Raw genomic sequence first — 12,530 nt, forward strand, 5'->3', positions numbered from 1 at the left:
TTACGCCCCTCCAAATGGTAGTTGGTTTAGCTGCGATTCAGCCGATGAAGACAATAGAGTTTTCTTAATGCATTCAGCCCAACCTTTAGGGCCGCATTCATTGCTTTTAATACTTTGTTTTTGTGGTGTTAATATGGGAAATGGGTGAACAGGTGACTTAATTTGTATTGCAAGGTCTGCTGCTTCGAGCATGGCATTGTCATTACCACTGTCACCGAGTGCAATAGTGGTCACTGGAGCGATATATTGCTTGGAATAGACATCGGCTAACCAATTCATTGCCTTGCCTTTATCACTATCTCCACCAACATGTAGAAAACGTCCACCCTGCAGGGTATTTGCACCAACGCGAGTCATCAACTCAATAAAGGCTTGTTTATTCGCTTCATTGCCTTGCCAAAGTACTGGCTCTGCATAATGCCTAATCAAAGCTAGCTTGGCATTATCTGGCGACAAATCGGTGAGCTCACATAACGCTTCAACCGATAAAGATGAAAAACCAATAAAGTCATCGTTAAATGCTTGTGCATGTTGGTTTAATAATTCAAGCCAGTATTGCCGCGGCTGACAAAACTCTTTTACCCAATAATATCCTTCGGTAAACGTCCCCTCTGGCTGTTGGTCAAAGTAGCCAATTGGGATATAAACAACTGCGCCATTTTCAGATATAAATGGTGAGTTAAAACCGATAGTTTGTTGTAGCTTCTCCATTTCAGCAAAGGTTTTACTGGTATTAGCGATAATAGGAATATGGCGTTCATTCAATGCTTCAATCACTTCGATCGCATCACTAAAGCTATAGTCAAAATGGTCAAGCAAAGTGCCATCGATGTCGGTAAAGATAAGTGGTCGTGTTGTCATATCGTATCCCTTTTCAATCATTGAATGCTGACTATCAAGAACAGTATCAAGCGACACAAAGCGATAGCTAGCGGTAACTAGCGGTGACGAACGATAACAAGCGGTGCCAAGCTATAAAGAACGGTGACAAGCGTAAAGCCTAGAAGCTAATTCGCTGCGCGGCTAGATTTTATAAAAGCTGAAAGCCAACGTTCAGCAGTTTCCACACCATCCGTTTGTTATCGATTATTTATTGCCCTATTAGTAAGTGAACGTTTGCTTGTTACCTTCTTTCATCATTCTATTTGTAAGTGCACCGTTCGCTTGTTATCACCCGTTATCGCTATTTCGCTATCGCTGTAACGCTATTAACTGATTAGGTAGATTCAGGATATGTGCCAAACGTAATAACGTTGCACCTTAATGGCACAAAAAGACTTTAACCATTGATATAGTTGGCTTTATTTTCATAACAAAAACGATGAAGTAAAAAGTATATTGAATAGGATCAAAGGACATGCGCGACAATGAATAAAAATCGCACCATTTTGAGGCAGAAAAGAGGATAGCAAGCGGTAAAGAGTGGTAACGAGCGATAAAAAGCGATAGAACCTAGATGCTAGAACGCTACGCTGCTAGATTCTATAAAATCTTAACAGCGAAGCAGTCCTTAGAAGCGAAGCGCACTATCTGCGTAGCGACCTAGCACTTAGGCTCTAGATGTCTGGAAAGATACTGGAATCTGGTGACTAAATCTTAGCAGCGAAGCTGTTCCTAGAAGCGCAGCGCTCTATCCGCGTAGCGGCCTAGTACTTAGAATCTAGATCACTAGGGCGCTACGCTGCTAGATGCTATAAAAGCTAAAAGACCTAGTAACTCGAACGGTACTGGAATCTGGTGACTAAATATTAGCAGCGAAGCTGTTCCTAGAAGCGAAGCGCACTATCTGCGTAGCGGCCTAGTACTTAGAATCTAGATCACTAGAGCGCTACGCTGCTAGATGCTATAAAAGCTAAAAGACCTAGTAACTCGAACGGTACTGGAATGTGGTGACTAAATATTAGCAGCGAAGCTGTTCCTAGAAGCGAAGCGCTCTATCCGCGTAGCGGCCTAGTACTTAGAATCTAGATCACTAGAGCGCTACGCTGCTAGATGCTATAAAAGCTAAAAGACCTAGTAACTCGAACGGTACTGGAATCTGGTGACTAAATCTTAGCAGCGAAGCTGTTCCTAGAAGCGAAGCGCACTATCCGCGTAGCGGCCTAGAATCTCGGCATTAAGTTAGAATTGGTTTTCGAAATAGCTTTCAATAATTAACACAGCTGACACAGCATCAACTTGACCTTTGGTTAACGCTTTAAAACCACCTAATTCGAATAAACGGGCTTTAGCATCTGCAGTGGTCAAACGTTCGTCTTGGGTGGCAATTTTAACGCCAAAACGACCATTAATTCGATTAGCGAATTTTCGAGCTCGTTGAGTCATCTCTTGCTCGGTGCCGTCCATGTTTAACGGTAAGCCGACAACAACGAGATCTGGTTGCCATTCTTTTAATAATTTATCGATATCATCCCAATTAGGGATCCCATCAACCGCTTTAATTGATAATAAAGGCGTGGCACTTGCTGTAATGGCTTGACCTATAGCGACACCAATACTTTTGGTGCCGTAGTCGAACCCTAAAACGGTTTGTGGTTGCATGTATATCTCTTGGTTTAATTTTTAGAGGACGCTTTAAAAGCAACAGCCTAGAGCGCTTCGCGGCTAGATACTATAAAATCTTAGCAGCGAAGCTGTCCCTAGCAGGACACAGTCCGCCCTAGAAGCGCAGCGCACTATCCGCATAGCGGCCTAGAATCTTAACAGCGTAGCGACCTATTTTAAGCATGACCGACTTGGCTAGACATTTGCCAAATATCAAACCCGAGCTGTTGGGTAGCCATGAGCCACATTTGTTCAGGTTCAACATTAAATAGTAACTCTGGTGTGGCTTTGATTGTTAACCAGGTGTTGTCGGCAATTTCTTGTTCAAGCTGATCTTTACTCCAGCCGGAATAACCTAGTGCAACCACAAAATTTTCAGGCGATTTGTCAGAACCAATTGAGGCTAATATATCTCGAGAAGACGTTAGCATAGTATCTTCGCTAATTTCGGTACTGTTGACCCAATGTTGTTGAGGCGTATGTAACACAAAACCACGTTCGGGTGCCACTGGGCCGCCAATGAGCACTTGACTATCGAGGGAGAATACAAACTCTGGCGATAAATAGAGTTCCATTTGCTCAAGCAGATCTTCAACCTCTACACCGATTGGACGATTAACCATTAGTCCCATGGCACCTTTTTGATCATGCTCACAAATGTATATCACCGAGCGCTCGAAAAATGTGTCATCTAATGATGGCATCGCAATTAAAAAGTGGTCTTTTAAGCTATCCATATGTTATCCCCAATAGTGTTTTAGCGTTTTGTATTATCCACCCGCTAATTTCACAGTGAAATTCAACTTTTCTAATATGGATTTTATTTGTTCGCGATTTTCAGTTTGTACTTCAATGCAGAAGTCTTTCACTGTACCACCACAGCCGCATTGTTTCTTCAATTTTTGCGCTAGGTCTTTTAAGGCTTTTTCATCTAACTCGAGCCCTTTGATCACACTTACGCCCTTACCTTTACGACCTTTACTGTCTTTATGGATCCGCACTATACCGTCGCCAGTTGGTACTTCAACTTGCGGCTTAGGCTGATCAATACGACCTTTATCAGTGCTATAAACTAATGCGATATTGGGATCTATTCTCATATTATTTCTTTAGCAATAAAACATTATTTGAGTTTAACAAATCATAAAAGCGGAGGCGAGGATATAAAGCTAAAAGCCTGGGTACGCAACAGCCTAGAGCGCTGCGCTGCTAGGACGCTACGCGGCTAGATTCTATAAAATCAACAGACCAGCCGCGTTACGGCCTAGGATCTTAGCAGCGAAGCTGTCCCTAGCAGGACGCAGTCCGTCCTAGAAGCGAAGCGCCCTAGCAGTGACGGAGTCACGCCCTATAATTATAGAAAAGGTTTAACAAGATTTGCCATCATATTGATGTGGTCGTCGTTGTCATTTAGGCATTCGATATATCTGAAGTTCTTTCCGCCAGCATTTTCAAATACATGACGATTTTCACCTTTTATTTCTTCTAAGGTTTCTAGACAATCGGCGCTAAATGCTGGGCAAATTACGGCAATGTCAGTAATACCTTTAGCCGGTAGGCTACCAATTGTTGCATCGGTATAAGGTTGTAACCATTTAGCCTTGCCAAAACGAGATTGGAATGTGGCTACATAATCGTCTTCACTAAAGCCTAACTTCTCTACCACTAATCGAGTTGTTTTCATGCAGAAGCAGTAATAAGGATCGCCTAAATGCAGGTTACGCTCTGGCATACCATGAAAAGACATCACCAGTTTTTGTGGTTTACCGTGTAGATCAAAATCTTTTTGAATAGATGCAGCAAGCGCGTCTATAAAATCGACGTTGTCATGATAGGTATTGATGAAATGCAGAGCAGGAATATAACGCCATTTCATTAGCTCTTTGGCCAATGCATCAAACGCAGAACCGGTTGTTGGAGCTGCATATTGTGGGTACAAAGGCAAAACGACTAAGTTATCGACACCTTGTTTGTGCATAGCTTGTAAAGTGCTCGACGTTGATGGAGAACCATAACGCATCGCTAAATGTACACTTGCATCGTACCCTTGGGCTTGTAGATGTTTGGCTAGTTTGGCTTGTTGATGTTGGCTGATAGCCAGTAAAGGTGAACCCTCTTCGGTCCAGACTTGTTGATATAAGGCAGCCGATTTAGCAGGTCGAATACGCAAAATAATGCCGTGAAGAATAATCATCCATATCAGTTTTGGAATTTCGACTACTCTAGGATCAGCCAAAAATTCAGCTAAATAGATGCGAACAGCTGATGCAGTTGGTGCATCTGGTGTACCTAGATTCAATAGTAATACACCGGTTTTGCCACGAGCTTTATGGCCGGTGTCTTTATCTAGCCCTGAAAATCTAGCCAAAGTATCTTCTCCGTTATTGGTATGGATTTACAAATACAGCTCACTTTGAGTAACGCGGAGCGTAAGTTAAAATTGTATCGCATTCATTTAAAACAAAAAGAGCGCTAGGTATCGATTTTATCATCAAATTACCCGGTACTCGGCAAATATTTATTTACGCTAGCTAACTCATTTGGGTGTTTCTATTAAGTCACTTTACTTATTAGTAGCTGTATTTAGTCGCTAGGTTAAATAACTCAACTTAACTAACGATTACAAAACTGATTCAATCGCATTTTTCAATTCTTCGCTATCGGGTTTCACACGCGAACTAAATTGCTGCACGGTTTGACCGTCAGGCGAAACAACATACTTATAGAAATTCCATTTAGGTGCGGCACTTTTATCGTCCAAGTATTTAAATACGGAGTTAGCTTCATCGCCTCTAACAGGTGATGTTGCCACCATAGTAAATGTAACACCATAATTAATAAAACAAACATCGGCAGTTTTTGCTTCGTCTTTTTCTTCTTGGAAAAAATCATCTGACGGAAAGCCAATCACCACTAAACCTTTATCGGCATATTGTTTGTGTAATGCTTCAAGAGCTTCGAATTGAGGCGTAAAACCACAGTGCGATGCGGTATTAACGATTAATACTGCTTTGCCTTGGGTGAGTTCGCATAAATTTACGTTTTCTGTTGAGTGTAATTTACGAGCTTCAACATTGAGATAATCAGGACAATTTGCAGCAACAGTACTAAAACTTAATGCCATTAAGCCAATTGCCGTTATGTATTTAATCATTGTTAATTTGTCCTTTACTCAAAGTTTATAAGAATAGATAAAAATAGGCACCGATAAACGAATTTATCGATGCCTAATTAGGTATCACAGGACTGTACGTAGTACTGCTTTATTCAGATCAAAAGTGATTAGAAGTAAAAACCGATATTGATGTTCAAACGTGAATGCCATGATGTATCACCGTTATTGATACCAACGCCTGCACCATCAACAAACCACATATTTTTACCGGCAATCCAATCTACATAAGAATAAAATTTACCTGCAGTGATGGCTACACCAGTCACATTCTGGATAGAATCATCAAGACCTTGACCCGATGCCATCACTTGGCTGTAATCGTTGTAAAAATTCAAATTAGTGATTGGTCCCCAATCAACGTCAACCGATTTAGCAATGTTAACGGTAGCAACATCGGCTTCAGCAGCAATTTCAAATGGATATTGAAATGCACTTAGCGCAATACGTTCACTGTTGTCTATATCATAGTCATAATGAATATATTGTAATTGTAATTGCCATTTTTTCCAGTCAAGTTGCCAATGCGCTGCAGCGGCAAGACCATTGGTGTCTTCACCCACTACGGTAGCTGCATCAGCCATAAAATCTAATTGGCTGTATTGTAATGAACCACCTAACTTATGAGTGACTTCACCAGAAGTAAATTCTCGCTCAACTCGAGCGTTGATTTGTCCTGCCTCTTCATATGGTGAATCGGCTGTTGTGGCCGCATCAAATGAGTAACGATCATAATTAGAACCGTCGCCAATTTCGTCATTAACAAAATAAGCTAAATCGTAACGCCAACCATCTTGTTCATTTTTGTAATGGATACCGGCATCATAATCATCTTCAAAGCCAAGATAATAAGTTGCGCCGAACCAAAATGAATGGGCAGCATAAGGCAATAAACCAAATGGCACTTGGGTTACACCCACTTGCACTGATTGGGCTTCATCAAATTGATAACCCATGTAGGCATGATGAACTACGTCCATGTTTTCATACCAACGATACTGAGCTGAGGCAAAAAGGCCATCTTTGCTCTTATAGTTAACGTCAGCACGGAACAGTTCAAACTCAAGCTTGGAGTTGTTGTCGTAATCTTTCCAACCGTAGTTTACGCGTACTGCACCGCCGATATCGACTTCATCTGTGACTGGTACTGCTGAGGCCGCGAATGGGAACAAGATTAGCGAAGATAAGACGGTGAATTTTTGCCATAACTGCATGAAACATCCTTGAAATAACAATGTTATAAAGCGTGATAAAAATGAGTAACGTATAATATGTTTAGTTACTAGATAAATGTTTTAATGTACCCGAGTCATCGCATTCTCTACAACAACAGCAGTAATTATAACAATCATAACGGTCATTATAACAAAAAAGGCCGTAAGATGTCGCTTACGGCCTCTCATAAAAAATGGGTCGATTGATAATCCACTCATTTACTGGCTCAAATCATCACTAATCCATGTCGAGAGTAATGCCTTCCATTGACCCTGAAGAAGCTGCTTCGTTATTTCGCAATTTAATCATTAAACGTAAATCATTAGGCGAATCGGCATGATGTAATGCATCGGCGTAACTAATCTCACCCTCTACATATAAATCTAGCAATGCTTGGTCAAAAGTCTGCATCCCTTGCTCGCGTGACTTACCCATGGTTTCTTTAAGTAAATGCAACTCATTTTTAGCAATCAAACTGGCCACTCGGGGAGTATTGATTAACACTTCAATGGCAGCGCGACGACCAGTTCCGTCAGATTTAGGAATAAGCTGTTGCGCTACAATGCCACGTAAATTTAACGACAAATCAAATAGCAACTGGTTGTGTTTGCTTTCCGGTACTAAATGCATAATGCGATCGAGAGCCTGGTTAGCATTGTTTGCGTGTAAGGTTGCCATACATAAATGACCCGTTTCGGCAAATGACAACGCAAATTCCATGGTTTCTTGAGTACGAATTTCACCAATCAGAATGACATCTGGCGCTTGACGCAGTGAACTTTTAAGTGCGGCATCAAATGAGTCGGTATCAATACCCACTTCACGCTGAGTAACTATACTTTTACGATGGTTATGTACAAACTCAACAGGGTCTTCAATGGTCAGAATATGTCCGCGAGCATGAGCATTTCGATATCCCACCAGCGCTGCCAACGAAGTCGATTTACCTGGGTAATCCCCCCTAAAAATAGTAGATTTCAAAAGTAGAATTTTCTCGTAATATATACGCAGGGAGATTCTGCATGAAAACATCAAAATTTAGCGACAGCCAAATCCTAGCAATCCTTAAACAAGCCGAAGCTGGCACCCCAGTTCCGGGGCTTTGCCGTGAGCATGGCATGAGCTCTGCGACCTTCTACAAATGGCGCGCCAAATTCGGTGGCATGGACGCTTCTATGATGGCGCGATTGAAGGAGTTAGAGGCTGAGAATTCACGACTCAAAAAAATGTATGCCGAAGAGCGACTCAAAGCTGAAATACTCAAAGAGGCCATCGAAAAAAAGTGGTAAAGCCGTCGCGGCGGCGGGAGCTGGCGCAAAAGGCGGTGCAAGATAAAGCCATTTCGATCGCATTTGCGTGTGCCTTGTTTGGACTCAGTGAGAGCTGTTATCGCTATCAGGCAAAACTCAGTGATGAAAACGCTGCAATAGCCGACTGGTTACAGCAACTGACATCAACCCATCGGAGTTGGGGGGTTGGGCTATGTTATTACTTTTTACGTAACGTGAAACGCTACCGATGGAACCATAAGCGGGTGTATAGGATTTACCGAGAATTGGAGCTAAATCTACGAATTAAGCCGAAGAAACGCTTGAAGCGTGATAAACCGGACGCATTGGCGGTGCCAGAGGCAATCAATGAATGTTGGTCCATGGACTTTATGCACGACCAACTGGAAGATGGTCGCAGCATTAGGTTATTGAACGTAATTGATGATTACAACCGTGAAGGCTTGGCGATAGAGGTCGACTTCTCCTTACCTGCGGAGCGTGTGGTGAGAACATTGGATCAAATCATCGAATGGCGTGGAAAACCAAAACAGATACGCAGTGATAATGGTCCAGAGTATATAAGTGCGGTACTGGCTGCCTGGGCTGAAAAACACAATGTAGAACTGAAATTTATTCAGCCTGGCAATCCACAGCAGAATGCCTATGTAGAACGCTATAATCGGACTGTGCGATACGAATGGCTGAGCCAATATCTTTGGAATAGTATTGCCGAGGTACAGGAACATGCGACACAATGGCTATGGTTTTATAACAATGAAAGACCCAATACAGCAATTGGTGGTGTCCCACCAAAGCAAAAACTGGCACTAGTGGCCTAAGTCTCTACTTTTGATCTCAGCTAAAAATGGGGAGATTACCCCTGTACCAGTCCCACCCACCATGATGATAAGACCACGCTTACTCATGACCAAATCTTTCAAAATAGGGGGCAGTTTTAAATCATCGACTTCTGGAATTTGAGTTTCGATACGGCGCATAACACAACCGGCTGATTCACGTTGCCAAAAGGCACTGACGCGAAAACGCCCTAAATCTTTAGCCGCAAATGCAAAGTTGCACTCGCTTGTTTCATGAAACTCTTTCTTTTGGACATCACTCATTAACGACTCAACAAACACTAACGACTGCTCTGGTGTTAATCGATTTTCGGATAGTTGACGTAGCTCTCCGTCAATTTTGGCACTGGGTGGAAAACCAGCAGTGATAAATAAATCTGACGCCTTTTTTTCCACCATCATATTTAAAAACGGACGAACATCCATGATCCCAGTTCCTTAGAAATTAGCTTGTTTATTCGAACTCTTCTGCATCGCATCTTCACGGGTAATTAACCCACGATTGACTAAGTTTTGCAGACATTGATCCAGAGTTTGCATACCGTGAGACATACCCGTTTGAATAGCTGAATACATTTGTGCAACTTTATCTTCACGAATAAGATTTCGAATCGCTGGTGTACCCATCATAATTTCATGAGCGGCCACTCGGCCACCGCCTATTTTCTTGATCAATGTTTGTGAAATAACCGCCTGAAGTGACTCAGACAGCATGGTGCGAACCATGCTCTTTTCACCTTCTGGGAATACATCGACCACACGGTCAATGGTTTTTGCGGCTGAGGTGGTATGCAAAGTACCAAATACTAAGTGACCCGTTTCAGCGGCGGTCATGGCTAAACGAATGGTTTCAAGGTCGCGCATTTCACCCACAAGAATAACATCTGGATCTTCACGTAGTGCACTTCTTAGGGCTGCATTAAAGCTGTGTGTGTGTTTGTGTACTTCACGCTGGTTGATTAAGCATTGTTTGTTCTGATGAACGAATTCTATCGGGTCTTCAATGGTTAAAATATGGTCATGTCGATTTTCATTAACATAATCGACCATCGCAGCCAATGTGGTTGATTTACCCGAACCGGTAGGCCCGGTTACTAATACTAATCCACGTGGATAACTGGCGATTTTTTTAAATATTTCTGGTGCGCCAAGTTGCTCAAGAGACAAGATTTCAGAAGGAATGGTACGGAATACCGCGCCAGCGCCACGGGACTGATTAAATGCGTTAACACGAAAACGCGCCAGATTAGGCACTTCGAATGAAAAATCGATTTCTAGATGTTCTTCATAGTCTTTACGTTGTTTATCATTCATGATGTCATACACGAGACTATGAACGCCTTGATGATCTAACGCAGGTAAATTAATTTTCCTTACCTCACCGTCAACGCGGATCATAGGAGAAACGCCTGCTGAAAGATGTAGATCTGATGCTTTGTGTTTTACACTAAAGGCGAGTAATTCAGTGATTTCCATTGTAGAGACATCCAGTTAACCAACATTATGACAACAATAGCAGACAGAATATCAATCGCCCAGAGTAGAATTAATCAAGCGGCGCAAAAGTGTTCACGTTCATCGGCCGAAATAAGCCTACTTGCTGTGAGCAAAACCAAACCCATTAGTGACATAGTTGCAGCTTATCAAGCGGGGCAACGTCTATTTGGCGAAAACTATGTCCAGGAAGGCGAAACTAAGATTAATGCCTTACAGGCAGATTATCCTGATATTGAGTGGCATTTTATTGGCCCGCTGCAATCGAATAAAACCAAAATTGTTGCCGAACATTTTGATTGGATGCATACCTTAAGCCGCGCTAAAATAGCCCAACGTTTACATGAGCAACGTCCAATTAACAAGCAGCCATTAAACGTGTGCATTCAAGTTAATATTAGCCAGGAACAATCTAAGTCGGGCGTTAATGCTGAAGATGTCGCCATGTTAGCACTTACTATCTCCTCCTTAAGCAACCTTAAGTTACGCGGATTAATGGCTATCCCAACGGCAACTGATGACATACAACTTCAACAACAAGAATTTAGCCAATTGAAGCAAATTTTTGACCAACTTAAGCAGCAATATCCTAGCGTTGACACTCTATCAATGGGCATGAGCGGCGACATGGACATCGCCATCGCTAATGGCTCAACCATGGTACGCATCGGCAGTGCGATCTTTGGTGAAAGATAAAATCAACAGCCTAGAGCGCTACGCTGCTAGAAGCTATAAAATCTATAGCAACAGCCTAGAACGCTTCGCTGCTAGGTCGCTTCGCGGCTAGATGCTATAAAATCAACAGCCTACTCGCGAAGTGACTAAATCAAGCAGCGAAGCGGTCCCTAGAAGCGTAGCGATCCTAGCAGTGACGAAGTCACGCCCTAGATCCTAGCAGGACGTACGTAGCGACCCTAGAAGCGTAGCGTCCTAGGGCTGAATTAGGTAACATACACAGTAATTGGACATAAATTCACTCTTTTATTGGATACAGACTTAATGACTCAAGCAAAAGTATGTTTTATCGGTGCGGGCAATATGACTCGTAGCATTATTAGTGGCTTAGTTAAGCATGGCTATCCTAGTGACCTTATTCACGCAACCAATCCAAGCAAAGGTAAGTTAGATGCGTTGCAGCAAGATTTTTCGATTCAAGTTTCTCACGATAATCATGCAGCCGCACAAGCTGCCGATGTAATCGTGCTAAGTGTAAAACCTCAATTAATGGCGGCCGTTTGTGAAGACTTAAGTTCACTCGATTTAGCCAATAAGTTAATCATCACTATCGCTGCAGGTATTCCAGCGTCTCGTTATCAAGACTACTTTAAACAACCGATAAAACTTATTCGCACTATGCCTAATACTCCAACTCAAATTGGCTATGGTATGACTGGTATTTATGCCGATGACAGTATTTCTGCCGAGCATAAAGCAATTTGCGAAACCTTAATGCAAAGCGGCGGTAAAGTGGTTTGGGTTGATAAAGAACCGGAATTAGATCAAGTAATAGCACTTGCTGGTAGCTCTCCTGCTTATTTTTTCTTGTTTATCGAGTCTATGATCGCCTCTGGCGTCAACATGGGTATGGCTGAAGACAAAGCAAGACTCCTTGCTGAGCAAGCAGCATTGGGTGCTGCGCAGATGGTGATACAAAACCAACAGTTATCGGTAACCGAATTACGTCAAAATGTAATGTCAAAAGGCGGTACTACGGCTAGAGCAGTTGAAACATTCCAACAAGGCGGGTTAGTTGAATTGGTTGATAAAGCGATGACAAACTGTGTTGCTAGAGCCCAAGAAATGGCTAAAACATTCTAACGTTATGAGATGAACGATTATTTAACTTATGATTAATCCCTTTGGTGTAAAATAGTTGCGTAAAACTGAACTTATAAACACCAAATTTGAGTGATAATCCGTTATATTGGTCACTCAGTAAATCGTATCGTTAAATATTAGCGCAGTTAATTTTAGTAC

11 protein-coding genes and 2 pseudogenes are annotated in these 12,530 nt (G+C 42.2%); 3 read left to right on the forward strand and 10 right to left on the reverse strand.

All coding sequences use genetic code 11. The features are described 5' to 3' along the window. From SFRI_RS14725 to SFRI_RS14760, 8 genes and pseudogenes are all read right to left on the reverse strand, one after another. A complete protein-coding gene (locus tag SFRI_RS14725) occupies positions 1 to 861 on the reverse strand; it encodes an HAD-IIB family hydrolase (protein ID WP_011638296.1) in 861 nt (286 codons plus the stop codon). A 1,260-nt stretch (positions 862 to 2,121) separates the two neighbouring features. Continuing rightward, positions 2,122 to 2,541 carry a Holliday junction resolvase RuvX gene (gene ruvX, locus SFRI_RS14730; RefSeq protein ID WP_011638297.1) on the reverse strand — a complete coding sequence of 140 codons (420 nt, stop codon included), beginning with the start codon at positions 2,539 to 2,541 and terminating at the stop codon, positions 2,122 to 2,124. A 179-nt stretch (positions 2,542 to 2,720) separates the two neighbouring features. Beyond that, positions 2,721 to 3,281, reverse strand: a complete 561-nt coding sequence (locus SFRI_RS14735) for a YqgE/AlgH family protein (protein WP_011638298.1) — start codon at positions 3,279 to 3,281, stop codon at positions 2,721 to 2,723. A gap of 33 nt (positions 3,282 to 3,314) precedes the next feature. After that, entirely contained in the window at positions 3,315 to 3,644 is a 330-nt protein-coding gene (gene yciH / locus SFRI_RS14740; protein ID WP_011638299.1) for a stress response translation initiation inhibitor YciH, read from the reverse strand. A 254-nt stretch (positions 3,645 to 3,898) separates the two neighbouring features. Continuing rightward, positions 3,899 to 4,912, reverse strand: coding sequence for a ferrochelatase (gene hemH, locus SFRI_RS14745; RefSeq protein WP_011638300.1), 1,014 nt, complete (start codon positions 4,910 to 4,912; stop codon positions 3,899 to 3,901). A gap of 252 nt (positions 4,913 to 5,164) precedes the next feature. Beyond that, entirely contained in the window at positions 5,165 to 5,698 is a 534-nt protein-coding gene (locus SFRI_RS14750; RefSeq protein WP_011638301.1) for a glutathione peroxidase, read from the reverse strand. 128 nt (positions 5,699 to 5,826) lie between these two features. After that, positions 5,827 to 6,930: a hypothetical protein gene (locus SFRI_RS14755; RefSeq protein ID WP_011638302.1), complete on the reverse strand. Its 1,104-nt coding sequence runs from the start codon at positions 6,928 to 6,930 to the stop codon at positions 5,827 to 5,829. A gap of 238 nt (positions 6,931 to 7,168) precedes the next feature. Further along, positions 7,169 to 7,891, reverse strand: a pseudogene (locus tag SFRI_RS14760) (ATPase, T2SS/T4P/T4SS family); the annotation flags it as partial. Positions 7,892 to 7,953: 62 nt separating this feature from the next. Here SFRI_RS14760 and SFRI_RS14770 point away from each other — a divergent pair. After that, positions 7,954 to 9,041 (forward strand): IS3-like element ISShfr8 family transposase gene (locus tag SFRI_RS14770; protein ID WP_086019764.1). Its coding sequence is split into 2 segments (ribosomal slippage): positions 7,954 to 8,215 and positions 8,215 to 9,041, totalling 1,089 coding nucleotides; the frame shifts between segments, so codons are not numbered across the junction. On the opposite strand, the pseudogene SFRI_RS14775 reads toward SFRI_RS14770, so the two are convergent. Together SFRI_RS14775 and SFRI_RS14780 are read right to left on the reverse strand one after the other, a co-directional pair. Further along, positions 9,042 to 9,485: pseudogene (locus SFRI_RS14775) on the reverse strand (pilus assembly protein PilU); the annotation flags it as partial. 12 nt (positions 9,486 to 9,497) lie between these two features. After that, positions 9,498 to 10,535: a type IV pilus twitching motility protein PilT gene (locus SFRI_RS14780; protein ID WP_011638307.1), complete on the reverse strand. Its 1,038-nt coding sequence runs from the start codon at positions 10,533 to 10,535 to the stop codon at positions 9,498 to 9,500. 27 nt (positions 10,536 to 10,562) lie between these two features. Here SFRI_RS14780 and SFRI_RS14785 point away from each other — a divergent pair, with 27 nt between their 5' ends. Further along, positions 10,563 to 11,249: a YggS family pyridoxal phosphate-dependent enzyme gene (locus SFRI_RS14785; protein ID WP_011638308.1), complete on the forward strand. Its 687-nt coding sequence runs from the start codon at positions 10,563 to 10,565 to the stop codon at positions 11,247 to 11,249. A 303-nt stretch (positions 11,250 to 11,552) separates the two neighbouring features. Beyond that, positions 11,553 to 12,371 carry a pyrroline-5-carboxylate reductase gene (gene proC, locus SFRI_RS14790; RefSeq protein ID WP_011638309.1) on the forward strand — a complete coding sequence of 273 codons (819 nt, stop codon included), beginning with the start codon at positions 11,553 to 11,555 and terminating at the stop codon, positions 12,369 to 12,371. Positions 12,372 to 12,530: the final 159 nt, after the last annotated feature.

The sequence above is a fragment of the Shewanella frigidimarina NCIMB 400 genome, assembly GCF_000014705.1.
GTDB classification, from domain to species: Bacteria; Pseudomonadota; Gammaproteobacteria; order Enterobacterales; family Shewanellaceae; genus Shewanella; species Shewanella frigidimarina.

Bases quoted from the DNA above. Each gene is read 5' to 3' on its own strand.
- proC (WP_011638309.1), top strand. From the start codon at position 11,553: ATGACTCAAGCAAAAGTATGTTTTATCGGTGCGGGCAATATGACTCGT.
- ruvX (WP_011638297.1), bottom strand. From the start codon at position 2,541: ATGCAACCACAAACCGTTTTAGGGTTCGACTACGGCACCAAAAGTATT.
- SFRI_RS14725 (WP_011638296.1), bottom strand. From the start codon at position 861: ATGACAACACGACCACTTATCTTTACCGACATCGATGGCACTTTGCTT.
- yciH (WP_011638299.1), bottom strand. From the start codon at position 3,644: ATGAGAATAGATCCCAATATCGCATTAGTTTATAGCACTGATAAAGGT.
- SFRI_RS14750 (WP_011638301.1), bottom strand. From the start codon at position 5,698: ATGATTAAATACATAACGGCAATTGGCTTAATGGCATTAAGTTTTAGT.
- SFRI_RS14755 (WP_011638302.1), bottom strand. From the start codon at position 6,930: ATGCAGTTATGGCAAAAATTCACCGTCTTATCTTCGCTAATCTTGTTC.
- SFRI_RS14785 (WP_011638308.1), top strand. From the start codon at position 10,563: ATGACAACAATAGCAGACAGAATATCAATCGCCCAGAGTAGAATTAAT.
- SFRI_RS14735 (WP_011638298.1), bottom strand. From the start codon at position 3,281: ATGGATAGCTTAAAAGACCACTTTTTAATTGCGATGCCATCATTAGAT.
- SFRI_RS14780 (WP_011638307.1), bottom strand. From the start codon at position 10,535: ATGGAAATCACTGAATTACTCGCCTTTAGTGTAAAACACAAAGCATCA.